This window comes from Flavobacterium sp. LK-23 (assembly GCF_058135255.1).
In genome coordinates this window covers 166,274-192,662 of record NZ_JBYUVT010000001.1, presented here as the reverse complement: position 1 = coordinate 192,662, position 26,389 = coordinate 166,274, and the positions used below count along the sequence as shown (strand labels likewise).

The window sequence follows — 26,389 nt, the reverse complement described above, 5'->3', positions numbered from 1 at the left end:
TTCTTAAAATAAATACTAAAAACAACTTATCTCGCGTGAAATGGCTTCGACTTCGCTCAGCCTGACAATGCGTGATGTAAATCACTATATAATATGAATTCAAAATTACAGCACGATCTCGACAATTTTGAGAATATCTTAGAAAAAACAAAACAGCAGGGAATTGATTTTTTGAGTAATATCGATAACATTCCAACCTCCAATACTTATTCAATAAATCCTAAAACGGAGCTAAATGAGTTAGGTTTAGGGTCTATTGAAGCTTTAAAGGAATTTAATGAAAGATTGGCTCCATTGATGGTTTCCTCGTCTGGTCCAAGATATTGGGGATTTGTGACAGGGGGATCAACTCCCGCTTCTATTGTTGGAGATTGGTTGGCATCGGTTTACGATCAAAATACACAATCGGTGACTTCACAGGGCGATAATTCAGCTTTAATAGAGTTTGAAACTATTAATTTATTATTGCAATTATTAGAACTTCCCGATTCGTTTTTAGGCGGATTTGTAACAGGGGCAACAATGTCCAATTTCACCAGTTTAGCAGTTGCGAGACAATGGTTTGGAAAACAGTATGGAAAAGATTTTGCTAAAAATGGAATTTCTGAAACCATCAATATTTTAACGGCGACTCCACATTCTTCTTCCATAAAATCATTATCGATGTTAGGAATTGGAAGCCAGAATTATACAGTTATAAAAACAATTGAAGGAAATCGTGAAGCTTTGGATATTGCCGATTTAGAAGAAAAGATTAAAGCTTTAAACGGAAAACCTTTTATCCTGATTTCAAGTGCTGGAACGGTAAACACCGCAGATTTTGATGATTTTGAAGCCATTGCCAAACTAAGAGAAAAATACAATTTCTGGTGGCATATTGATGGTGCTTTTGGCGGTTTTGCGGCAGTTTCAGAAAAATACAAACATTATGTAAAAGGCTGGGAAGGAGCAGACAGTATTACGATTGATTGTCATAAATGGCTGAATGTTCCATACGAAAGTGCTTTTTATTTGGTTAAAAAAGAGCATGTTAATCTGCAAATTGAAACATTCCAAAATTCTAATGCGCCTTATTTAGGGAATCCTTTAGAGAATTTTAATTATCTGAATGTACTTCCTGAAAATTCACGCCGTTTGCGTGCGCTGCCAGTATGGTTTTCGCTTAAAGCCTACGGAAAAGAAGGTTTTAGAGATCTTATTGAAGATAGTACAGCATTGGCTTTACATTTTGCAAATGCTTTAATAGAAAATGATTTTGAGCTTTTAGCGCCAATTCGTTTAAATAATGTTTGCTTTACATTAAAAGGAGAACACAATCAGGAAAAAGTAACTCCCTTTTTATCTGCTTTAAATGATACTGGAAAAGTATTTATGACGCCAACAGTTTATCAGAACAAAAAAGGAATTAGAGCTTCTTTTGTGAATTGGAGAACTACTGAAGATGATGTAAAACTTGTAATCGACGAAATGCGAGAAGTGCTTTTAAAATTATAAACTTTATAAAAGTAGAAGAGCCTGTTTGAAGGAACAGGCTCTTGACTAACACAAAAAAAAACAAAAAACAAGGTATTTAAAGAACGAAACTTTATATGCGGTATGTAAATGCAATTGTCGCTATACGATTGTCAAGATCATATCTTTTATCAATAGTAGTTTGTGCAACAGCAGATTTAATGTAGAAATTATTGGTATTAAAAACATCGGTAAAATTGAGTTTGATATTCCCTTTTTTAGCCAAAACTTGCTTAGAAATCCCAATGCTGAAATCAAAGAAACCATCTCTTTGGTAAATTCCAAGATTAGATTTTGACTGGTATTGTGCGTTTCCTTCTGCTTTCAAGGTTTCGGTTATAGTAAAAGAGTTTTGAACACTCAGATTGATTGTCATAATAGGATCAATTGTATTGCTGTTTAAAATTTGCCCCATAAATTTATTTTCAAAAACATTCAATAAAGTGTTGACAGACCACCATTTGCTTAACTCAGAAGTATTGGTAATGTTAACTCCGTAATTGTATGATTTATCAACGTTTATTTGAGTGGTAACGGTTGTATTCGTGTCTGGATTGTAGTTGTACACTTCTGTAAAAACATCTTTAGTACTATTAAAATATAGAGAAGCCATAAAATTGCTTTTCCAAGCATAACCAATTTCCATAGCGTGTGTGATCTCTGGAATCAAGTTCGGATTTCCTTGCGAATAATTGAATGAATCATCGTAAAAACGAAACGGATTCAAATCAAACTGACTTGGTCTATTAATTCTTTTGCTATACGATGCATGTGCAGAATGATTACTCGTGAATTCATATTTTAAAGAAAGACTCGGGAACCATTTCAAATAATCATCTTTGTGTTCTTCATTCAATGTTTTCTGATCAATATTGATTGCGGTGTATTCGCTTCTTAAACCCGCCTGAATATTTAATTTCTCTAACTGATATTTGTAGTTGGCGTAAGCGGCGTAAATCTGTTCATTATATTCAAAATGATTGGTCGAGTTAAAATCAATAAGCCATTCGTTGTTTTCATAATATTCGTAAACAGATGGATTATCATTGTTTTTAATACTGGCTTTAAAACCCCATTCAATAGATTGTTTTTCCTTGAACGGATTTACAAAATCGACTTTTCCTGTAAAGACTTTTAATTGAGAAGGAATATAACCGCGACGATCGTTTACAACAGTAGCATTTGCCGTATTATCTGCACTCTGAAATTGATTAGATCTAAACTTCGAAGTTTCATATTCAAAATCAAAAATCATATTTTTTCCTTCGTCGTTGAATTTATGCGTGCCAGAAAAAGCATACGTGTAATCGTTCCATTTTTCTTTACTATCATTGTAAGTCAAAGCATCAAAAATGGGCTGATTCGAAGTGTTGAAGACTTTATTTGTCCCGTCAGCCATATTTTCATAGCGTCCGATTTTGGCATCAACATAGAACTCTAAATTGGTTTTAGGCGAAACCTCATATTGAGTTCCAACCTTAAAATTATTAGAAGTCAAAGGTTCGTCTGTTATAGAAGTTTGATGATTTGTAGAAGCAATTTCCTGATGTGTAAGACTTGTATATTGAGTCTGATTGAATTGTTTATGCTCTTCTTCGCCACGGAAAGTATAGCTGTAATTTCCGAAAACGCCCCATTTATCTTTATTGTAATTTAAATTGAAACCCGAATTGGTTCTGTTTTTTCGCCCTCTTCCGTAACTCGCAAAAGCAGTGCCTTTTAAACCAGATGAGTTTGGTTTTTTAAGTATGATGTTAATAATTCCAGCTTTTCCGGCTGCATCATATTTAGAAGAAGGATTGGTAATTACTTCAATTTGTTTGATGTTCGATGAAGTTGTAGCTTTTAGATAATTGGCCAATTCTTTTTGAGAAAGCTGCGTTAGTTTACCATTAATCATTACAGCAACGCCTTGTTGTCCGCGAATAGACAAATCGCCATCTTGAGACACAACAACGCCTGGCGCACGTGATAAGACGTCAAGCGCGGTCCCGCCTTCAGAAACGATGCTGTTTTCTACATTAAAAACAAGACGATCCGATTTTTGAGTGTAAAGTACTTTCTTTTTACTAATCACAATTTCATCTAAAGCATTTATAGTGGTTTCAACAATACTATCGGTTTCTTTTTCTGTTTGAGAATATCCATCATATACCGAAAAAGCGAGCATAAGAGAGGTTATAATTTTTTTCATGTTGTTTAAATTTGGCCTATTCTAAACCGAGATTTAGAACATAATAATCTTTTGTATTTTTAAAATCAGAGTTTAGCGCAGTACAATTTGTTCTAATTTGTCTGATAATCTTTTTCGAAGATGTATTATTTGATTTGGAACAACAGAAATAAGTTTTTTAAGAGTAAGGAGAATAGGTAACATACCGTGGCATTTAAAATTTGATTTGCCAAATATAACATTATTTATAACAAGTCTAAATAAAAATAGTAATTATTTTTTTTGAAAACTCCCTATTTTACTGATTTACAGAAAAAAGAGAATAAGAAAAGCGGTTTGTTTTATTTAAAAACAAACCGCTTTTCTAACTGAAAACCGTGACTGCGACTGAAAACTTATTTAGTAATTTCTCTAAAAACAGCTTCTAGATTTTTATTTTTCTGATTGAGTTGTAAAGTTTTTAATCCATTTTCGTTGGCAAAGTCAAAAATAGCAGGGCGCATATCTTTTTCTGTAATAAAAGTTAGCTCCCATGTCATGTCATGCGTATTTACATAAGAAGAAATATTTTCTAGTCTAGCCAAAAGCTGTTCTTCAACTTTGTAATCAAACTCTACTTCAATTACTTGCTCTTTATTGGCAGTAACCAAATGATCCAATTTATTGTCTGCAACGATTTGTCCTTTGTCAATAATTATGACACGATCGCAAATTGCTTCAACCTCTTGCATGATGTGTGTCGATAAAAAAACAGTTTTATTTTTCCCTGCATTTTTAATCACATTTCGAATTTCCATTAACTGGTTAGGATCCAGTCCAGTAGTTGGTTCATCCAAAATTAAAACTTCTGGATCATGAAGCAGAGCATTTGCCAATCCAACGCGTTGGCGGTATCCTTTAGAAAGCTGTCCAATCTTTTTATGACTTTCTGGTGTCAGTCCTGTCAGTTGAATTACTTCTTCAATTCTTGATTTTGGCACGTTATAAACATCAGCATTAAATGCCAAATACTCACGAACATACAAATCCAAATATAACGGATTGTGCTCTGGTAAGTAACCAATTGAGCGTTGTACCTCTTTTGCGTTTGTCATGACATCGTGACCATTTACAAGGGCTGAGCCACTATCGGCAAGTAAATAAGTGGTCAAAATTTTCATCAAAGTAGATTTTCCAGCTCCGTTTGGACCAAGAAATCCTACGATTTCTCCTTTCTCTATTTTAAAAGAAATTTCATTTAGAGCTTTTTGCTCTCCGTAACTTTTTGATATACTGTTTACTTCTATCGACATGACTTTTTATTTGTTACAAAAGTAGCGAGAAATAGTTTCGATTGCTAAAAATTTATCTCTTAAAGTAATTATAAAAAAATTGAGCAGCCCAGTATTCACGGCATCGTTATTGTTAAAGGAATGCTAAAATTAAAATAAAAACCCAAATCATGAAAAAAATTCTAGTGATGGCTGCTTTAGCTATCTGCAGTTTTGCAAACGCACAAAAAGGTACAATCTTAGTTGGTGGAAACATCGGTTACACTTCTGAAAAATCAGAATACAGATTTAGCGAAGACAAAACAAGTACATTTACTTTTTCTCCAAAAGTAGGTTACCAATTTAACGATAACTGGACAGTAGGAGGAGAATTTGCAGTAAGTTCATCTAACAACGAAACTACAGCTGGTATCGAAGAAAAAAACAACAATTTCAAATTAGGAGCATTCGTTCGTTACTCTGTGCCATTAAGCCAAACTTTTGCAGTTTTTGCTGATATGGGTGCAGGTTTCCAAACTCAAAAAGACAAAGTATACGGTCCTGGAAATGCTTTCTCAAAATACAAAGGAGACGGTATGTATGTTGGAGTAACTCCAGCTCTTTTCATCAACATGAAAAAAGGTTTTGGTCTTAACTTCAGCATTGGTGGTTTAGGATACGAAACTTTAAGCTATGACAATAATGGAGCTGATTACAGTAAATTCTACTTCAACTTTGGTCAAACATTTAACATTGGAATCTCTAAAAACTTCTAATCTTAGTTTTTATATTCAATTTCAGAAAGCGCTCCATTTGGAGCGCTTTTTTTATGCTCTAATGTAAATTTATTGTTTACCAATTTGTAATAAAAAACGCAATTATGGTGAATGTGTTTAGAATGTATTAAGTAACTGTAAATGTTTGGTTTTTCGATTATTATTGATTGTCTGCTGGCATTGTTGTTGGTTAATACCTACAAATTTTAAATATAAACCATTATGAAAAAAATGCTACTTATTCTTGCATTGTCAGTTTTTGGCTTTGCAAATGCCCAAAAGGGAACAATTTTAGTTGGAGGAAATATTGGTTATACTTCTGAAAAAACGGATAGAGAAATTGTATCAGCAAAAAACAATTTTTTTGAGTTTTCTCCAAAAATCGGATATCAATTTCATGATAACTGGACAGCTGGAGTCGAATTTTCGGTACAATCTTCAAAAAGTAATCTTGGAGAGGGTGAAGGTAAAGCGAATACTTTTAAAACAGGAGCCTTTGTACGTTATACAATGCCATTGAACGAAACTTTTTCAGTTTTTGCTGATTTGGGGGCTGGGTTTCAAAATCAAAAAATCAAAAATTACGAAAATGGATCGCTTGTATCAGAAAACAAAGCGGATGGTTTTTATACAGGCATCACTCCAGCTCTTTTTATTAATATGAAAAAAGGTTTTGGCCTAAATTTTAGTATTGGAGGATTAGGATATGAAACATTAAACTATGATATAAGTGGTACTGATGTTGATTATAGTAAATTTTTCGTCAATTTTGGAAAAACCGTAAACATAGGAATTTCTAAAAACTTCTAGATTTAGATTTTTACATTATTTAATCTTATCAAGCATCTGTCGTGGCAGATGCTTTTTTTTTGTATAATCCAAACCGAAATCTATAATTCAATCTTCTGTTAACAAAATACAGCTTTAAAAATTATTCAATTTTAGAGTCTTTTTTATTTTTTTCAATGCGGCATTCAATGTTAGAAACATTGATCGAATACTAAGCCCTTGTAATCAACTTCATCTAGTTTTTTAAATAAATAAGAAAAATCATTCAATTTAGTTTTTTAATTCAAAAAAATAACATAAAATTGTAGGAAATTTATATTAAAAAAAATGTTGTTTATAATGAAGCCTTATGAGAAAAATTAAAACCCTACTGATTTTAAGTTTTATTTTGTTTTTTAATGTTAAATCCTTTAGCCAATCTCCTGGAGGTGTTTCTGGATTTCAAGCTTGGTTTAAAACTGGTAAACTGTCAAATGGGTATTTCAATTGGCAAGATTTCAGTGGTGATGGTGTCAAATTAAATAAATGGAATTCTGAGAATGAATACTCAAGTAGCGGAAGGTATTTTAATTTTAATGAAGCTCTTTATCTTGATGGAGGGAGCAGACAGTTTTTTTTAAATCAAACCAATTTGCAGCAAGGAACTATTATAGGGTTGTTTGGTTATACAGCAGCTTATTTTAATTATGAAAATATTTTATTTGGTATCACAGGCCGAGCCAATGAAGGGACTATAATCACTAATGACAAAGTAGCTAATAGTACAGAAAGAGATGGGGAAATTCTAGATTATGGAAGTACTAATGGTGAAGATTTGTACCGTAAACAAGACAATAGTGAAGGAACAGAAGCAAAGTTTAGAGAACGTTCCTTAAAAATTGTTTCCTATTACCAATACCAGCAGCCTAACATTTCGGTGTGGGGCGAAGATCAAAAATCAAATTTGACTTTGGGATATGGATATCTTAATACTGCAAACGGGCTATCTACTTACGCACTAAAAAATTTCAGCAATAATTTTTACGGTTATATTCCAGAATTATTGGTTTATAGTCGTGTTTTAAATCCTCTTGAACGTCGAAAAGCAGAAACCTATCTGGCTATAAAGTATGGTGTCAGTTTAAGTAATTCTTATATCTCTAGTGATGACAAACTACTATGGGACTGGGATGCCAATAAAACGTATAATAATCGAATAACCGGAATTATACGGGATGATGCAAGTGCCTTAAATCAGCCATTTTCTACCACAAGTTATGAAGAAGGTCCTTATTTTTCTGATGGCTATGATTCTTATCAGGAACCCAATTATAAAGATTTATCTACCCGTTATCGCTTGTTGGCAATGGGACAATTTCCTGCGAATGATTTAGCAGATAAAAATGCTTCTTTATGGGGAGATGATGGTGGCGCTCTAACTACGCAAAATGCAGGTGGTATTGCAGGAATTAAAAGGATGGAACGAACGTGGAAGCTTATTACTAATACTTTGCCTCCAACAGCAGAGCAAAAAACATTACTTTTTAATACTACAGATTTAGTTATAGAATCAAATTTTGGCAAGGCGACATTTACTAATACGATAAACTCAAGCATTGGGACAGGAGTAACAAAAACGCCGTTATTAGGATTAAATGGTTATTTAGAATTTAAACCGGTAGCTATAGGAAGTTCAATGATAGTAAAATTTGGATCGCAAAGTGGTACAGCAGATGCATCAGATTATGGTGTAAGAATAGATGCAAGTGGAGCTATTTATGCGATAGAAAATACCAAACAACCTTATAGACTGGGAACCATAATTGCCAATTATCATAAAATTACCATTGAGAAAAAAGAAAATGAAGTTGCTATAAATATCTATAATCCAGTTGGCAATAAAGATAGTGCTACAAAAATTCTGACGATATTGCCTTCAGATGCTAACAAGGCTTTTTATGGGGCTGTTTTGTTAGAGAAAAAAACAACAGATTTTTCAATAAACTTGATTCATGGTGGTTTTGCAGCCACAGGATCAAAAGTAGAACTTTCGTATGATAGTTCAAGAGCGGCTGAATTTGCAAACAATACTGATCGAAGTTTTCTAATTATAGACCGTTCGGGTACCGGTTCTTTTGAGGTTGAAAATGTAGAATATTATCCTGTTAGTGATATAGATCAAAATAGAAAGAAGATTATTTTCAACAATGTCATTTGGGATGCAGATGGTAACGGAAAAGATGTTTTTTCTTTTGGATATAAAGACGCGACAGTTAAACTAATAGCGTTGGAAGATGGAATTTCTCCTACTTGTGCAAATGGTATTCTACAGCAGGATGGAAAAATTAATATTGAAGTAAAAGAAGGAATTCCAGGATATAAATATTCTCTAAGCAAAACAGGAGTTGCTACGGTTTTGAAGTCAGACACTTTTTATGATTCTAAAATAACAATAACAGACCTGGAAGCAGGTAGTTATGATTTGACATTAGAAATGATAGGAACCAATTTTGAAAGATCGGGAGGAAGCAGTCAGGTTGGTGTAACCACAACTACTTCATTGCCAGCTGGAGGAAATGGAAGTTTAGAATGGGCAGTAATCGATTTTGCTTCAGATAAATATATTGGTTTTATCAATCAAAAAACGACAAAAACATCGGCGGTATTAAATTATGGTGTTCAGATCAAAAAAGATCAATTGTATTTCTGGAATAAAGGAGTCGCATCTGCTACTTCTTTAGCGACATTAACTAAAGGCAGTAAAATAAAACTGGAAATCCAAAATGGCATTTTACAATGTTCTGTGGATGGTATTCTGAAAGGAACTCAAAATATCGCGACTGCAGATGTAGGATTAACTTATTTTGGATTTGTCGCTCTTGATGCAGGTAGCAATGCAATTTACAATTTAGTCCATACCGGTTTTGTAACCAGTCCAGCCAAGCTTGTTTGGGGAACAGCAACGTATCTTAATATCACAGAAGGTGATGGTATCTCAAGTAAAGTAACACAAAAAATAATACTTACAGCTCCCGAATGTAATGAAATTCTACCTCCAGTTACACCGGTAGTAACAGACAACCTTGTTGTGTCGCCAGTACCTTCAAAAGCAGGGGCGAATTTTAATATCAATGTCAAATTAAACAATCCTTCAGAAGTGATGGTCTTGATATTTAATACATCAGGAACCTTAATACAGCAGCTGCGTAATCCTCAATTGCAAAAAGAAGCTGTAATTACCACCAGTCTTCCAGCACCAGGAATTTATCTTATAAAAGTTTTGACAACAGAGGGTGAGTTCTCGAAATCAATCATCATCAATTAGACAGCAAGTCAATAAAAATTAGTTATACGCCAAAACCAGTAAAAATGGAAAAGAAAGAAAACTTAAAATCAACAATACAGAGAATCACCGCAAGTGTTCTGGCCGTTATAATATTTGGGCAGAGTGCCCTTGCTTATAATTTTAAATCGGCAACGGAAGTATTTTTTAATACATCTTCTAAAAGCAGTTCTAGCAATAGTGAAGAACATACTGAATCTGCTGGGGTATCAAATCAATCAGCATCTAATAATTTAGTTAGAAACGCAGATAAAACTTTTGCTAAAGTAACTCAGAAAATTATTCCTGCAGAAGAAAAAGCAGGAGTTATTGGAGTTTACGCAGGCAAGCTTTTGGATAATCCGGCAGACAATATTTTTCATTTTAGTCTTAAAGAAAAGCCAGCATCAGAAGACCGTGTGAAACTGGTTTACGAGTTACAAGGAATTTCAGATTATCATGGAGCAGCTATAAGTATCAATGATGAATTTTCAAGAGGAGGAAACTGGGTGCAAAAAAGCGACCAGTGGAGCCAGCAGGAACAATATATCAGTGCCTCAAGTTTACATCTTGGCGATAATACAGTATTATTTTCACTTCCAGAAAATGCTTCTTACGGATATCAGGTTCGTAACTTATCTATTATTATAGAGAAAGGAAAAGCAAAATCACTTAGGTTAGATAACATGACAGCCTTAAGTTACAAAGGCGAAAGCTATGTAAGTGGTTTTGTTGATGGATTATCTGCGGACAGCAAAATTAGTATTGACGGAAAAATGATTCCGCATTATAATGGATTTTTTGAAACGGTTTTGCCAATCGAAAACAATTCAAAAGCAACAGTAACGATAACGGCTAACGGCCAGACTTTACAACAAAATATTAGTGTAAAACCTGTTTCGGTAATGCATCAGGAACCCTTAATGAATGTTCTTGCAGGACAAGCTAAAACATTTGTAAAAGGCCAAAAAATGATGCTTTCTGTAGGAGCAGCCAGTATCGAAGTGAACAATACAGCTTTATTAGAAAATAAAACATTAAGTATTACACCTTTGCGATCTTTAGATTTGCCGGCATTAGATCCTACAATGACCAATTTAACCAACGGAAGAGGATATCGTTTCCTGCCTCATGGAGAACATTTTGCAGAGGGAGCTCTAGTAAAATTAGGATATAATAAGGAATTGCTGCCTCCAGGCTATACCGAGGAAGATATCCGTACCTTCTTTTTTGACAAAAATACAGGACACTGGGAAGCTTTGGAGCGCGATAGTCTTGATGTTGTCCATCAGATTATTATTTCTAAAACAACTCATTTTACAGATATGATCAATGGTGTTATCAAAACACCAGAATCTCCCGATACACAAGGTTTTGCAGCAACGATGATGAATGACATTAAAGCAGCAGACCCGACAGCGGCAATTCAAGTGATACAACCGCCAACAGCCAATCAAAAAGGTTCAGCCAATTTAAGTTATCATATTGAAGTGCCTCCTGCTCGAAATGGTATGATACCCGATATCAACGTTACGTATAATAGTGATGGTGGCAGTGGCTGGCTTGGTGAAGGCTGGGACATACAAATACCTAAAATCACCGTTGATACCCGCTGGGGCGTACCGCGTTACAGCGCAACAGAAGAAACAGAAACCTATAGTTTGAATGGTGTAATGCTGGTTCAGATGGACAATCAAAATCCAAGTGTAGCCCACCGTGGAGATAAAATTGCCCGTAAGTCAGGTGAAGTTCAATTTTACCCAAGAACAGAAAGTAATTTTGCTAAAATTGTAAGAATAGGTGATTTTAACAATTATATCTGGCATGTAACAGATAAAAACGGTATTCTATATTCTTATCAGTACGCTATCAAAGATAAAAATGGTGGAGGCAGTTATGCAGAGTGGTATCTGACATCTGTGACAGATACACATGGAGATTACATACGATATACGTACAATTCGGCGACGGAAAATATAGGAGGTAAACTAGCGGGTCAGTCGATGTATCTGGAATCTATTGTATACAGAACTAAAGATAATACTGAACAAGCTGCAATCTTGTTTACCAATGGAGGGACAAAAACGGTAAAAACAAATAATGGACGTTATGGGTTTTTAATCGCTCAGAATAAATTACTGACTAATATTAAAGTAACGCAATTTGGCGCCACTTTACGTAGTTATGATTTTGTTTATAAAAAAGACGATGGAGCCTTCAAGAAAACCTTGTTAGAAAAAATAGTGCAGAATGACGCCAGCGGAGCAAAATTCAACGAGCATGTTTTTGACTATTACGATGATGTAAAAGCTGCGGAAGGATATGTGCCTTTTAGTAGTACTACAGAAGATTGGAATACTGGAAATGATGGAGTAACCGGAAATGGTGTGATTACCAAAAAAGATCTTACAAAAGATGGTGTAATTTTTAACGATAAAATTTCGGCATTAGGAGGAGGTGTTTCTACTTCCAGAGGTTTTTCTTCCTATGTTGGTGTAGGACCCGTAGATTCTCAACCAACTACAAGTAATACAGCAGGAGCCAGTCTTTCATATACCCCTTCTGAATCAAAAGGACTTTTGGCTTTGGTTGATATTAATGGAGACGGTTTACCAGATAAAATTTTTAAAGATTCAGGTAACCTATATTATCGACCTAATTTGGGTAATGGTACCTTTGGGGAGCGTCTGGAGATACATGGAGTTTCTAACTTTAGCTTTGTTAAATCCAAAGCATTCACTTTTGGCATGAACATAAAAATAGGTTTTGGAGGATTAATGGCTACAACGGGAACCAGCCTTCAAACTAGTACAACTACCAATAGTACCTATTTCCAGGATGTCAACAATGATGGTCTGGTAGATATAGTGCGCGACGGTGTTGTGTACTTTAATCATATTGTAAACCTTAACGGCAACGCCATTCCAACTTTCACCACTTCAAGTTCTGATACTGCCAGTCCTATAATGGGCGGTGGAAAAGTAGATCCCAGCTTTACAGTAGTAGATCCGGCAGAACAGGCAGAGGCTATAGCCAATTCGCCTTTACACGATGTAGTGAGAGTTTGGGAAGCACCTTTTACAGGAACCATAAAAATAGAAAGTACGGCTACACTTATACCGCCAACAGGAACTTATGACCAGGCAGAATATGACTTGGCAGACGGTGTTTTTGTTGGAATTCAAAAAGGCGCAGTTCAAATTACCGCACCACAATCCTTGACCAAAGTCGCACCAACAGCCAATCTTTCGGCAGTTTCGCAGACAATAGAAAAAGGAGAAAAAGTATATTTCAGGGTTCAGTCCGGACGTACAGATCTGGCCAATGGAGCTTTTGATCAGGTCGACTGGAATCCCGTAATTACCTACACCGATGTAGCGAGAACGGGCTTGCCAACAAATCCTGACGGACAGCAGCGTTACAGCTATAAAGCTACAGAAGGTTTTGTACTGGACAATAGCACGCCCAATATAGTAATCCAGAAAGCAAATGAAGCAGGAGCTGTACAGGTCACAGGCGTTTTTACAAAACCTGTAACCAGTGATGCTGTTACTGTAAGCCTTTTAGGCAAAAACAATGAAGGTACATTTAATACACTTTGGTGTAAAACCTATTCTGCAGTCGAAACGGTAAATAGTGTACTGACGGCCAATACTATTTTATCTGCTCTTGCAGCCGATTATCAGGAAGTGAAAATTGCCATAACCAGCGATACAAATGTAGCCTGGGATAAAATAATGTGGGATGCAAAATTAACCCATTATCCTTTGGGGAATTTTACAGTAATTACTCCTACTCCTTCAGATACAAATTGTACGGGATTAAATAGTGCAGTAATTACCGGGAAATCAGATTATGAAACGATACCTTTTCAAGATTACAGCCTTTTTGCCGATCATTTAATAGAAGGAAAATTGTATCCTTCAGCTGTAAAAGCCACCCTTACAATTGTGCCTAATTTAACAGGAGTGAATACAAACGGAATTACCTATAAAGTAACCCTTTCTGCAAAAACAAGCACAGGAGTTTTGCTCGGAAAAAGCAATTATAATATGCTTAATGGAGTATTAACCTCTGCAGCTCCATTGCAGGTAAACGTGAATGAAGGTGATAAAATCTGGATCGAATATACCCTTGCAGATCGTGAAGCATTAGGGGTTATTCCGGTATCGGCAGCTACAAAAGCAACCGTAACTGTAAACGGAACTCCAATTACAGCAGCGGTATTTGCACCAATTTTAGCCGATACAGAAAAATTTGGACCTATGCAGCGTCATTGGGGACAATTTATTTATAATGCCATGGATGGACGTTATAACAAACCTATCGACGAGAGTAAACTGGTATTGCCAGATTCTGATAAAGCAGAGATGGATCCTCGAAAAATGATCTTTAATATGATGTTTCCGGATCTAACAACAAAAAAATATTGGTCTGGTGCCGACAATTTAACTTATGTAAATGGAAATATAGTATCAAGTTCACGTTTGGGAGAAGACAATGTAGTGTTGACCAACCCGCTTGAAAACTTTTCGACAGGAACAATAAATACCAATAGTTTGTATTGTACCCAAGCTTCAGGAACATCTGCAATAGATAAAGTAACAAAAACAAATAGTACAGCTGCACAAACGGGTGTAACCCCATTTACCAGAAGTAAAGCACAGGGAACCTTACAAGTTGTAAGTGATTTTCAGGATATGAATGGTGATGGTTTTCCGGATATTATTAGCACAAGAAACATTCAAATGACCAATAGCAGAGGTGGTTTTGACGGAGAAAACGTCTCAATTAATGGCTGGCATAATAGCAAGAGCGAGTCTGATGGTTTATCAATGGGAGCAGCGGTAAAACACACTATTGCCGTAGTTACAGCAAAAATAGGGAATATAAAAGACGCTAACAGTGGTACAAATGCTTCCGAACAAGCTAAAAGCAAAACAGATTTTACACCTTCAGGAGGGATTGATACGAGCAAGGAAGAAACAGTACAAACTTGGATTGACGTAAATGGCGACGGATTACCGGATCAAATATTAAATAATAAAAAAGTAAAACTTAATTTAGGATACGGTTTTACAGAAGAAATAGACTATGGTCTGGAAGATATAACAAAAGGCGAGACATTTTCATATAATCTTGGACTGGGAGTTGATTTTGGTTCATCCTCACTTAGTGCAGGTTATGGTATAGTAAAAAACATTAACTCAAATGATTTTAGTCTGCAGGATGTCAATGGTGACGGACTGGTTGATCAGGTATTCAAGAATGATTTGGTCCGTCTGAACTTGGGAGACCGTTACAGCGCACCAATGGCATGGAATGGCTTAGGAGTTTTAGGAAAATCTTCTTCGACAGCAGAATCCCTAAATATATCCTACACAATTCCTATTCCTGTTACATTAATGAAATTGGCTTTAAACCCAGGAGATAGTGCAGGACTTTCAAGCAATCGTACAGAATCACAACTGCAGGATATTGATGGTGACGGATTCCCGGATTATTTAACTTCGACTACAGATGATTTATTGAATGTAAAACGTTCTACCATTGCGCGTACCAATAAATTAAAATCAGTTCATACGCCATTGGGAGGGGAATTTATTGTCGACTACAGTCGCAGTACACCAACTTATGATCATCCGGGAGGAAAATGGGTCATGCAGAGTGTGGTGGTAAAAGACGGAATTGCAAGTGACGGTCCTGATATGAAAACACAATTTGCTTATGCAAAAGGGAGATACGAACGCCACGAAAGAAGTTTCCTTGGCTTTGGCGAAGTGAAAACACAAAACATCGATACCGAAAATGGCGATAAAGTATACAGAACCTTAACGCAAAACTATGATGTGTCCGATTATTACAATGCCGGACAATTACTAAGTACTGTTCTGGAAAGTAATGAAGGTGTAAATGCTAGATCCAATACAGGAGCAAAATATACAGAGAGTACTCAGGATTATTATTCGTATGCCGTAAAAGCAAGTGGAGACAAATACGATTTTACACCGACAGCTAAAATTTGTTCAGACAGAGGAGTGAGTTTTAACCCTGTTAAAAATATAACTTCATTGGCATATGAAGGCGGTACAGCACCTTTGAAATTAAACGAAATTCACAATGAGTATTATGTGGGTTCAGGCGATTTTGGGGATTTAAAAAGCTATAGTTTTAAAGACAACAGTACCGGAAATTATAAGACAGAAATTGGATATACTACTAATTTGTCAAAACATATTCTGGGACTTCCAACGAGCAGTAAAGTCACTATGGGCGGCGTAACCGTGCATGAGGTAAAAGCAGTTTATGATACCAATTATGCTAATCATCTCACGCAAATAAGCCAGAAATTAAATGACAGCCAATGGGCAGTTACAGATCTTAAATACGATGCTTACGGAAACATAACGCAGAAAACATTACCAGAGAATTACAAAAAAGAACGTCCGTTTTATAAATACCGTTACGACGATAAATTTAGAATGTACGTAGAGGAAATCTCCGATAATTTTGAATACCGCAGTTATGCGAGAAATTACGATTACCGTTACGGAATTGCTCTGGAAACAGAAGATGTAAACGGTTATGTGATCAAAAAAGAAATCGACGAATTTGGACGTCTGACCAAAGTTCAGAGCCCGAAAGAAGCCGCAGCAGCACAGCCGTATACCATCGCGATGGAATATTTCCCGACAACAACAGTTTCTAACGGGAATATAACCCGAACGGCTTATGCAAGAACCAAACATTTTGATGCACAGCACCCGAATGATCCTATTGAAACGGTGACTTTTGTGGACGGACTGGGAAGAGCGATCCAGGTGAAAAAAGATGGGGCAATTACCGATACTAAAACACCTGACCAGCAGAGTGATGTGATGATTGTTTCGGGACGAGCGAAGTTTGATGCTTTCGGGCGCGTAAAAGCGGCATATTACCCGCAGACTGCACCGCTTGGCGACTGGAATAAATTGATGGACAGTTTTGATTCGGTAGAGCCGACTAAAACCACGTATGATATTCTGGACAGACCAGTTGCAACGACTCTGCCTGACGGTGCAGAAACCAAAATGGCGTACACGATTGAAAGCGGTTTATTGAAAACAGAAGTAACCGATGCGTTGAATAATACCAATTCAAGCTATGCCAACGGTTCAGGACTGACCATGAAAACTTTGGATGCCAATAGTGTAATGACACAATTTGGTTATGACGGAATAGGAAGAAATATTGCCGTAACCGATGCTCAGGGACAGCAGACATTGAGCAAATACGATCTAGCCGACAAGAGAATAGAAGTCATCCAGCCCGATGCAGGAAAAAGCACGTTTAAGTTTGATGCTTTAGGCAATTTACTGGAAAGGCAAACGGCAAATCTGGAAGCCAAAAGCAAAAAGATTACGTATGAATACGAGTTTAACCGATTAACCAATATCCATTATCCGGAGAATCCCCAGAACGATGTACGTTATGTTTTTGGTTCTAAAAACGAAAGCCAGAACCGTAAAGGAAGACTGATTCTGATGGAAGATGCCACAGGAGCGCAAGAGTTTTCATATGGCGTGATGGGCGAGATCGAGAGCATCCGCAGAACGGTAATTGTACCTAATTCTGCTGTAGCAACCTATGTAACGAGCTGGAAATACGATTCGTGGAACCGTCTTCAGGAAATGATTTATCCTGATCAGGAGAAAATAAGTTACACCTATAATTCAGGCGGATTGTTACAAACCGTTGCAGGAAAAAAAGCGTACAGCTACAACTATGTCAACAAAATTGGCTACGATAAATTTGAGCAGAGAAGCTATTTAAAATATTGCAACGGAACGGAAACGAAGTACAATTACGAGCCATTAAGAAGAAGACTCGATAATATGACTGTGGCTTCAGGAACAGGATATCAGGGTAATAATACACCAAGAATGTTCATGAACAATAAGTATCAGTATGATAAAGTAAGTAACGTACTCAATGTTACTAACAGCGCAGCTGGCGTAAGCAATAAAATGGGCGGAATGATGGCGCACAATTATGCGTATGATAATCTGTACCAGCTGACATCTGCCAGTGGAGTTTACACAGGAGCCGACCAGAAAACAGCCAATTACAATCTGGAAATGAAATACGACGATCTGCACAATATTGTGAGCAAAACACAAAACGTGATGCAGAATAAAGTAACAGAAACAAGCGCATTGAAAGCAGGTTACACAATGAACTATAATTATAATAGTACGAACAAACACCAGTTGGACAATGTAACAGAAACGGAATACAGAACTAAAAACACCGACCCGAAAGTCGACAAGAATAAAAACAACAAATATGTTTACGACAAAAACGGGAACATGATTTATGTGAATACTGATGAGGTTAAAACTGACGGAAAAGTAAATGAAAAAGCCCAAGAGAAGAAATTTATCTGGGACGAAGAAAACAGACTTGGAGCTGTTGACATTAATGGCTACGTGAGTAATTATACTTACGATGCTGGAGGAGAAAGAGTAACTAAGTTATCTGGCGGAGGACAGGGAATTTTTGTAAACTCTGTTTTTGCTGGAGGAAAAACCTCTACATCAGATTTTACATTGTATGTTAACCCATATTTAGTGGCGCAGAATGGCGGTCGCTATACGAAACATATTTATATTGGCTCGCAGAGAATAGTTTCGAAACTTGGAGATTTTGATTCTTACGGAGCAGATCCGAGAAGAGTAGAAAAAGCAGGAGAATCATTCTCTGGCGTGAAAGTGAATTACGATGCTAAATACAAGAAGTCATTAGATGTTGTAAAAGCTAATTATGATACTTTTGAAGTGCCATATTACGGTTTAGATAATAATGATTATGTGAATGGTCTTGGATTCTGCTGTAATCCTTTGGGAGATGCTGGAACTTCCAGTTCTCCAACAGGGAAAATGACAGCAAAGAATGACAATGCAGAGTTACAGCAATTCTATTACCATCCTGATCATTTGGGAAGTTCATCTTATATCACTAATTTAGACGGCGAAGTTGTACAGCATATTGAGTATGTGCCTTTTGGGGAAGTTTTCTTAGAAGAGAAAAATGCGAAATGGAATACGCCGTATTTGTTTACTTCTAAGGAGTTGGATAGAGAGACTGGTTTATACTACTTTGGGGCACGTTACCAAGATCCGAAAGATGGAATGATGAAATCAGTTGACCAAATGGCTGAAAAATATCCAAATTGGTCATCATACAATTATGCATTTAATAATCCAGTTAAGTTTGTAGATCCTGATGGTAATGATCCTGATGATATTGTTATTAGAGGGACTGATAAAAAAGAATTACGTATAAAAACTGCGGGCAAGGACAAAGTTTATAATGTTCCATTTGACATAAAAAAGAATACTACAGTAGATGTTGGTATTGGAAATGTTGACCCAAGTAGATTTGCGGTTGGATATACAGTGCAGGGAGATGCGGGTGCAGCAGCTGCTTTCGGAGGAGGAGTCGGATTAGAAATATCTACAGTACAATTTTCTAATGAAAAGTATAGTAATTACAATTATGTTTATGCAGGAGTTCATGAGAATTTTTCTTTTGGAGCACAAGCAAATATTTCAGCAAGTATTGGGGGAAGTGTGTTTGTCGCATATAATACCGATACCAAGCCTTTTAATCCTACATCTTATGAGGGGATATCTTTTTCAAAAGGAGTATCAGCTGATGTTAAATTTATTGTTGGTGGTGGTGTAAGTATCAATTCATTTACAAGTGGAGGTAAGACTGGATGGAGAGGCGTTTCAGTAGGCTTCAATGTTGGAGTTGGAGCTGGAGGAAATTTAGGCTCAGCAAATGGAAGTTTATCTAGAACTTGGTTAATAAATGATGTTAAACCTACAAATGAAAGAAGTTTTATGGATAGAGCTTTTAATGCAGTAAGCCCTTGGGCTTCTGCTATAACGACGGGTACGATTGATAAGGTAAAAACATATAATAAAAGAAAATGATGAAATACATGCGATACATAATCTTAATTATTATTTTTATATTTATAGTAGTTTATTTTAATAGGCAATCTGATAAAAAATGGGATAATTTAGATAAATATTTAGATAACAATGTTTTTTTTGAAGGAACTGTGACAGATATTAAACAATCTGACAATCATTCTTTTGGAATTATTCGGTTAAAACTTACGAAATCTAGCGTTAAGGAATTCGATAAGATTTTAAAAGGAGGAATTTATCCTTATCGAATAAAAGACGATACAGCCGAATTGTATACAGCGATTCCAGACGATCTTCAAAATTCAGATTTTTTTGTTGTTAATTCGAAATCTCATAATTATAGATTTGAATATAAGAAAAATAAAGAAAGTTACAATTCAGTAATTTATATAATTACTGACACATATGATGTTGACTTTGTGAAAAAGAATACAATATTTGGGAATGTATCAGATTAGGTATTTTTATATAAAATAAAAATTAAACCTCCCGCTCTTCGAAGAGTTTGATAAGCTGTTTTGAGCGCTGTGCGAAGTCTCCCGACTTTGTACCCGCAAAGGGAATCGACAAAGAATAGAAAAATTAAACCTCGCAGAAATGCGAGGTTTTTTTATGTAAAAAAAGCAATGAGAATCTGCATTTTTTTTGAAAAAATGCCCGCGATAATGGTAAATTGAAGCGTTAGATCCCAGATGGCTCGGATATGCGCAACGATAGCGCGGAAATTCTTTCCGTGCCCGTAAAGAGAATCGATAAAGAATAGAAAAGAAAACTGCTCAGCCATGAGCAGTTTTTTTATGTCTTATATTGTTGTAAAAAAAACTTTTGCTTGCTTTTAATTTTAAAGAATAAAACAATCTTTGTTTATAATGCCAATGGTAACATGATTTATGTAAATACCGAAGAAGTTAAGATTAACGGTCAGATTGCAGAAAAAGCCCAAGAGAAGAAATTTATCTGGGATGAAGAAAACAGACTTGGAGCTGTTGACATTAATGGCTACGTGAGCAATTATACTTACGATGCAGGCGGTGAGCGTGTAACGAAGTTATCTGGCGGAGGTCAGGGCATTTTTGTAAACTCTGTTTTTGCAGGTGGAAAAACTTCTACGAGTGATTTTACATTGTATGTTAACCCATATTTAGTGGCGCAAAATGGCGGTCGATATACGAAACACATTTATATTGGAAGCCAAAGAATAGTTTCGAAACTTGGCGATTTTGATTCTTATGGAGCAGATCCTAGAAGAGTAGAGAAAGCAGGAGAATCTTTTTCTGGCGTGAAAGTGAATTACGATGCTAAATACAAGAAATCTCTCGAAGTTGTAAAAGCTAATTATGATACTTTTGAAGTGCCTTATTATGGTTTGGATAACAATGATTATGTAAATGGAATTGGTTTCTGCTGTAATCCTTCTGGGGAAACAAGTTCTAGTTCATCTAGTTCTACAACAGGGAAACTGATGGCAGGCAAGAATGACAATGCAGAATTGCAACAGTTTTATTATCACCCTGATCATTTGGGAAGTTCTTCGTACATTAGCAATCTGGATGGAGAAGTGGTCCAGCATATTGAATACGTGCCTTTTGGAGAAATTTTCCTAGAGGAAAAGAATGCGAAATGGAATACACCGTATTTGTTTACTTCGAAAGAGCTTGATAGAGAAACAGGATTGTACTACTACGGGGCGAGATACCAAGATCCGAAACTTGGAATTTTTATTTCTGTTGATCCGTTGGCGGAGAAACATCCTGAATATTCTTCTTATGCTTATGTTGCTAATAATCCTGTGAAATTTATTGATCCAGATGGTAAAGATTGGCTTATTAATTATGTTGATAAGCAAGGAAAAGATCAAATATTTGTTTTTACAGGAGGTGCTACAGTATTACCAGACAATCAATTTGTAAGGGATTTTGTTGACGCATATAATTACACTGTAGGAAATGGAGGAGGAGACGCCATGAAAATTATTGCTGAGACTAAGAGTATAGTAGTAAATATCCAAGAAAATAGGATAAGTAAGCAAGAAAGTTTCGGGAATAATTTTAATTTAGTAGATTGGAATCCAAATTCTGGTTTATTAACAACAAATGGTTTTGTTTTATCTCCAGCTACAATATTAGAACATGAAGCAGATCATGCTCTAGCAGATGCAATTAGCCCTAAATCAAAGTTTAAACTCAAAATTGCTACTGATATAATGTATGATAATAAGGAAGAAAAAAGAGTTATATCTAGAGGAGAGCAAAGGACAGCTAAAGCTAATGGAGAGATTAGGGGAGCACAAAAAACTAGAGAGAATCATAAAGGCCTACCTGTTATAACCGTATCTCCTACTTCCACCAAAGTCGATAATAAAAAAACGTATAAAATTTTGATGGAACAACATTCTCAAGGGACTTTCTATCCTGGGTTTGGAATTGAGGATACAGAAAAATATAACAAATGATTTTATGAAATATATATGTATATTGTTGTTTTTAATATTTGGGTGTTCTACTAAAAAAAGTTCCCAATATTTAGAAGTTTATTATTTAGGTCCCAATATAAGTACACCAATGAGTTATCCTTGCGGGATGATTGCTGACTATGCTTTAAAAGATGATTTAAATTATAAAAAAATAGATGATGAAATCAATTTTAAAAAAATTAACACACTATGCAATCGGTATGAAAAAGTTGAGGATACAACTGGTATTGATGCTAGGATAAAAGTCATTATTCATAATGAAGGTAAAGTTGATACATTATGTTTAGGAGAATATTTTAATACTTATAAAAATGGCGTAAAAGTGAAAGATGATAAAGAAATGTTAGATTTAATTAAGAAGCTAATAGATTATGAAAACACGATTCCTTCCTTTATAAGAAAACATCCTGAACGCTATGGAATAAAAAAATAAAGAACGTGCCGGTAATGGGTAATGTATCAGATTAGGTCACATATTAAACTATAAAATTTAAGAATAGAAAATTATACCTCGCAGTAATGCGAGGTTTTTTTGTTATATAAGTTTTAGGAAAAAATTTTGTCTTATTGTGTTCAAGATTAAACTTTTGCGGGTTTTTGTTATAAAATAATTGTGCAATCTTTGAAGCTATGTGTTGTTAAAAAGAAGGTTGTTTAAAAAACGGGAACATGATTTATGTGAACATTGATGAGGTTAAAACTGACAGTAAAGTAAATGAAAAAGCCCAAGAGAAGAAATTTATCTGGGATGAAGAAAATTGTTTAGGTGCTGTTGACATTAATGGTTATGTTTCTAACTATACTTACGATGCGGGAGGCGAGCGAGTAACGAAACTTTCAGGAGGCGGACAGGGTATTTTTGTAAATTCTGTTTTTGCGGGAGGTAAAACTTCTACATCAGACTTTACGCTTTATGTAAATCCTTATTTGGTTGCACAAAACGGCGGAAGATATACGAAACACATTTATATTGGAAGCCAAAGAATAGTTTCGAAACTTGGAGATTTTGATTCTTACGGAGCAGATCCGAGAAGAGTAGAAAAAGCGGGAGAATCATTCTCTGGCGTGAAAGTGAATTATGATGCTAAGTATAAAAAGTCTTTAGAAGTTGTAAAAGCTAATTATGATACTTTTGAAGTGCCTTATTATGGTTTGGACAACAATGATTATGTAAATGGAATTGGTTTCTGTTGTAATCCTTCTGGGGAAACAAGTTCTGGGACATCAGGTTCTACAACTGGTAAACTTATGGCGGGTAAAAATGATAATGCGGAGCTACAACAGTTTTATTACCATCCTGATTATTTGGGAAGTTCTTCGTACATTAGCAACTTAGATGGTGAAGTAGTTCAGCATATTGAGTATGTGCCTTTCGGGGAAGTTTTCTTAGAAGAGAAAAATGCGAAATGGAATACGCCTTATTTGTTTACTTCTAAGGAGTTGGATAGAGAGACTGGACTTTACTACTTTGGGGCACGTTACCAAGATCCGAAACTTTCGATTTTTATATCTGTGGATCCTTTGAGAGAGAAATACCCCGAATATTCTTCGTATACCTATTGTTACAATAATCCACTGAACGTTATTGATCCAAATGGGAAGGAAGGAATTGTTCTTTCAGGACAACCGGGATCTCATTCTAATAAAGAACATTTTTTAATTAATGGGTTAGATAGAGTAAAAGGAGCATTAAAACACAGACAATCAAAATCTGAGAAAGTCACATGGTTAGTTTACAATGATGGATCACAGAAACATGGTTATACGAAGGAACTATTGTCTAAGTATCAAAAATTAGCAAAAAAGGCTGGTGTTACGATGAAGGTTATTTCTACTGTTGAAGAAATTACTGATTATGTAAATAATAAGTCAGGTGGTAGTTCAAGAAGTAATGATAAAATTACAAGTTTTTATTATATTGGACATGCAAAACCGAGTAACCTAAACCCAGGATATCCAGAAGATAAAGGTGCATTAGATCCAAATAACTTTAACGCTGATTCTTTTTCTAGCGGATCGTGGATAAATGTAGTTGGTGGTTGTCGAACAGATGTTGATAAATCATGGATTTTTGATGATAGTGTTGTTGATAAACTTCAATCAAAAGTTGATAGCAAGTCAACGGTTAATGGCAGTAGTGTCAGAGTTCAATATGACGGTGGGGTTAGATCTGATGAACAATTAGTAAAAGAAAATAATGGAAAAATAGTAACTGTTAAAGGAACAAGAGATGAATAAAAAAGTAATTTTTAGTTTTCTTGTGATCTTTATTTATATATACTTTATATATAATCCGATCCTAATTCACACAAGACCTGACATATCGGATAATTTAATCTATAATAAATTCAGTAAAGGAGATAGAATAAATCTTTTTAATTCCTTTAATTTTGACGATGGAAACGACTGGAAAGCTTCGATAATAATAGAAGAAAGAGATGAAATATCTACAAAGATACCGTATGGAAAATATTTAACAACGAAAAATATTAACTTAATTAGAAAGCTAAATACAGTTTCACTTAAGTATGCTGAAAGTGATATGGCAACGGTCTTAAACGAATTGATAGTTTATAGAAACGATACAATAGTTTTTAGAAGTTACATTGTTATAGATAGTAAAAGAGAAGGGCTTCAAAGTTATAAATATGGTTGGCTTGATGCAAATGACTCTCAATTTTCTAATATTATTAAAGATTTTAAAAAGCCTTATTTTCCAATTGTATATTGGTAATGTGTGGTAATTAATGTATCAGATTAGGGCATTTTCAAGAAATGTGCTTTTGAGAGCTTTAGAGTAAAGGATAAATATTAATTTTTATAAAAAATCAGACAGCCTTCGGGCTGTCTTTTTTGTTTTTAGAGTTTTAAACGGTTTTAAAATGAGGTTTTTACTCTCGAGTGTTTCAGATTAGGGCATAAAAATAAAAGGTTTTTTGTCTTATTCTGTTTAAGATTAGGCTTTTGAGGGTGGTTAATGTTGAATAATAAAGCAATCTTTGAAAGATAGCAGTATAAAAGTTGTATAAGTTATATTGGAGCGGGTAAGAAGTCGGGAGACTTCGCACAGCGGGTAATAATGATATTATGGGAGAAATAATTTTTGATTATAAATTAGATTTAAATGTTGTTGAGTCTGAGAGAAAAGCTGGTAATATCGAAGAATATGATATTGATTGGTTAAAAGGAATTTGTAACGGAAGAATATTTATTTTTTTTGATTCAGCAAATAGTCAAAAGAGAAATTTTATGTTACTTGAAACAGGAGTTATTGATTATTTATTGCAGTTTGAAAATATGTTTTCTTACAAAGAAGAACCTAACTATGTTTTTTCTTTAGTATCTTGTGATTATTATAGTAATAGTAATTACTTTAAGTATACATTGCCTGATAATTTAGAAATTAAGGAGGGAAATGGAGGGATTTACGTTATAAATTGTAAATATAGCTCGTTTAAAAAAGCTCATGCAAATTTCAGGAAAAAGGTTATTACAGAATTAACGGTATATTATCCAGAACTATTAGAAAATAATAGTTTTAAGGAAAACTTTTTGAGATAGAGGGTATAATTATCAGATTAGGGGTAATGTATCAGATTAGGGCAATTTAAATAAATGAACTTTTAAGAACATTAGAGTAGAATGAATATTAATTTTTATAAAAAATGAGGCAACCTTAGGGGTGCCTTTCTTATTTTTTAAGCATTGAAAAATAAGGTGAAACTGATTAAGTGTATCAAATTAGGGCATGGATGTAGAGTGTAGATTTTGCGGAGGAAAATGTAATAAAAATGGAGGTCAGTCTAACGGAATTCAGCGTTATAAATGCAAGGTTTGCAAAAAGAAACAACAATTGAATCAGAACTAATATTCGGCCTTATTTGTTGACATAAAAAACAAAAACTATTTAAAGGTATTAAGTCAAATTATAGAATGTTACAATATTTCTGGCGATTACGATTTTATGCTCAAGATCTTGGTGCAAGATATGACTAGTTATCAGGATTTTGTAATGAATAAGCTGTCAACGATTGAAAACATTGGAAATACCAACAGTATTTTTGTAATGGGAGAAATCAAACACAGCACCGCTTTAGAATTTTAAAGCAGAAGAAAATCCTAAAATAAAACGTAT

The 26,389-nt window shown here is 35.0% G+C and carries 15 protein-coding genes and 1 pseudogene; 13 read left to right on the top strand and 3 right to left on the bottom strand.

Annotated elements, in window-relative coordinates:
• The first annotated feature begins 93 nt into the window (after positions 1-93).
• Positions 94-1,494 (top strand): pyridoxal phosphate-dependent decarboxylase family protein, encoded by a 1,401-nt coding sequence (locus AC3Y25_RS00755; protein ID WP_489901418.1) that lies wholly within the window; start codon positions 94-96, stop codon positions 1,492-1,494.
• A 91-nt stretch (positions 1,495-1,585) separates the two neighbouring features.
• Here AC3Y25_RS00755 and AC3Y25_RS00750 read toward each other — a convergent pair whose 3' ends face one another.
• A complete protein-coding gene (locus AC3Y25_RS00750; protein ID WP_489901417.1) occupies positions 1,586-3,706 on the bottom strand; it encodes a TonB-dependent receptor domain-containing protein in 2,121 nt (706 codons plus the stop codon).
• A 374-nt stretch (positions 3,707-4,080) separates the two neighbouring features.
• Entirely contained in the window at positions 4,081-4,977 is an 897-nt protein-coding gene (gene gldA, locus AC3Y25_RS00745) for a gliding motility-associated ABC transporter ATP-binding subunit GldA (RefSeq protein ID WP_489901416.1), read from the bottom strand.
• Between the two features lie 149 nt (positions 4,978-5,126).
• Between gldA and AC3Y25_RS00740 the strand changes: the two genes are divergently transcribed.
• The 5 genes from AC3Y25_RS00740 to AC3Y25_RS00720 all read left to right on the top strand — a co-directional run bounded on the left by AC3Y25_RS00740 (position 5,127) and on the right by AC3Y25_RS00720 (position 20,239).
• A complete protein-coding gene (locus AC3Y25_RS00740) occupies positions 5,127-5,711 on the top strand; it encodes an outer membrane beta-barrel protein (protein ID WP_248729255.1) in 585 nt (194 codons plus the stop codon).
• A 222-nt stretch (positions 5,712-5,933) separates the two neighbouring features.
• Entirely contained in the window at positions 5,934-6,521 is a 588-nt protein-coding gene (locus AC3Y25_RS00735; protein WP_489901415.1) for an outer membrane beta-barrel protein, read from the top strand.
• 328 nt (positions 6,522-6,849) lie between these two features.
• On the top strand, positions 6,850-9,804 hold the full coding sequence (locus tag AC3Y25_RS00730; RefSeq protein WP_489901414.1) for a DUF8202 domain-containing protein: 2,955 nt from the start codon (positions 6,850-6,852) through the stop codon (positions 9,802-9,804).
• 44 nt (positions 9,805-9,848) lie between these two features.
• On the top strand, positions 9,849-19,781 hold the full coding sequence (locus AC3Y25_RS00725; protein ID WP_489901413.1) for a SpvB/TcaC N-terminal domain-containing protein: 9,933 nt from the start codon (positions 9,849-9,851) through the stop codon (positions 19,779-19,781).
• Positions 19,782-19,789: 8 nt separating this feature from the next.
• Entirely contained in the window at positions 19,790-20,239 is a 450-nt protein-coding gene (locus AC3Y25_RS00720) for a hypothetical protein (protein WP_489901412.1), read from the top strand.
• A gap of 152 nt (positions 20,240-20,391) precedes the next feature.
• Here the strand turns inward: AC3Y25_RS00720 and AC3Y25_RS00715 are convergent, their stop codons facing one another.
• Complete coding sequence (locus AC3Y25_RS00715) at positions 20,392-20,565, bottom strand: hypothetical protein (RefSeq protein WP_489901411.1); 174 nt, start codon at positions 20,563-20,565, stop codon at positions 20,392-20,394.
• A 45-nt stretch (positions 20,566-20,610) separates the two neighbouring features.
• Between AC3Y25_RS00715 and AC3Y25_RS00710 the strand changes: the two genes are divergently transcribed.
• From AC3Y25_RS00710 to AC3Y25_RS00680, 7 genes and pseudogenes are all read left to right on the top strand, one after another.
• A complete protein-coding gene (locus AC3Y25_RS00710; RefSeq protein ID WP_489901410.1) occupies positions 20,611-22,233 on the top strand; it encodes an RHS repeat domain-containing protein in 1,623 nt (540 codons plus the stop codon).
• A gap of 4 nt (positions 22,234-22,237) precedes the next feature.
• Positions 22,238-22,687 carry a hypothetical protein gene (locus AC3Y25_RS00705; protein WP_489901409.1) on the top strand — a complete coding sequence of 150 codons (450 nt, stop codon included), beginning with the start codon at positions 22,238-22,240 and terminating at the stop codon, positions 22,685-22,687.
• 236 nt (positions 22,688-22,923) lie between these two features.
• Positions 22,924-24,492 carry an RHS repeat domain-containing protein gene (locus AC3Y25_RS00700; RefSeq protein WP_489901408.1) on the top strand — a complete coding sequence of 523 codons (1,569 nt, stop codon included), beginning with the start codon at positions 22,924-22,926 and terminating at the stop codon, positions 24,490-24,492.
• Positions 24,485-24,988 (top strand): hypothetical protein, encoded by a 504-nt coding sequence (locus tag AC3Y25_RS00695; RefSeq protein WP_489901407.1) that lies wholly within the window; start codon positions 24,485-24,487, stop codon positions 24,986-24,988. Before AC3Y25_RS00700 ends, AC3Y25_RS00695 begins: the two co-directional genes overlap by 8 nt.
• A 353-nt stretch (positions 24,989-25,341) precedes the next feature.
• On the top strand, positions 25,342-25,815 hold the full coding sequence (locus AC3Y25_RS00690) for a hypothetical protein (RefSeq protein ID WP_489901406.1): 474 nt from the start codon (positions 25,342-25,344) through the stop codon (positions 25,813-25,815).
• Positions 25,816-26,002: 187 nt separating this feature from the next.
• Positions 26,003-26,122 carry a transposase-like zinc-binding domain-containing protein gene (locus tag AC3Y25_RS00685; protein WP_489901405.1) on the top strand — a complete coding sequence of 40 codons (120 nt, stop codon included), beginning with the start codon at positions 26,003-26,005 and terminating at the stop codon, positions 26,120-26,122.
• Positions 26,123-26,170: 48 nt separating this feature from the next.
• A pseudogene (locus AC3Y25_RS00680) lies at positions 26,171-26,359 on the top strand (Lrp/AsnC ligand binding domain-containing protein); the annotation flags it as partial.
• Positions 26,360-26,389: the final 30 nt, after the last annotated feature.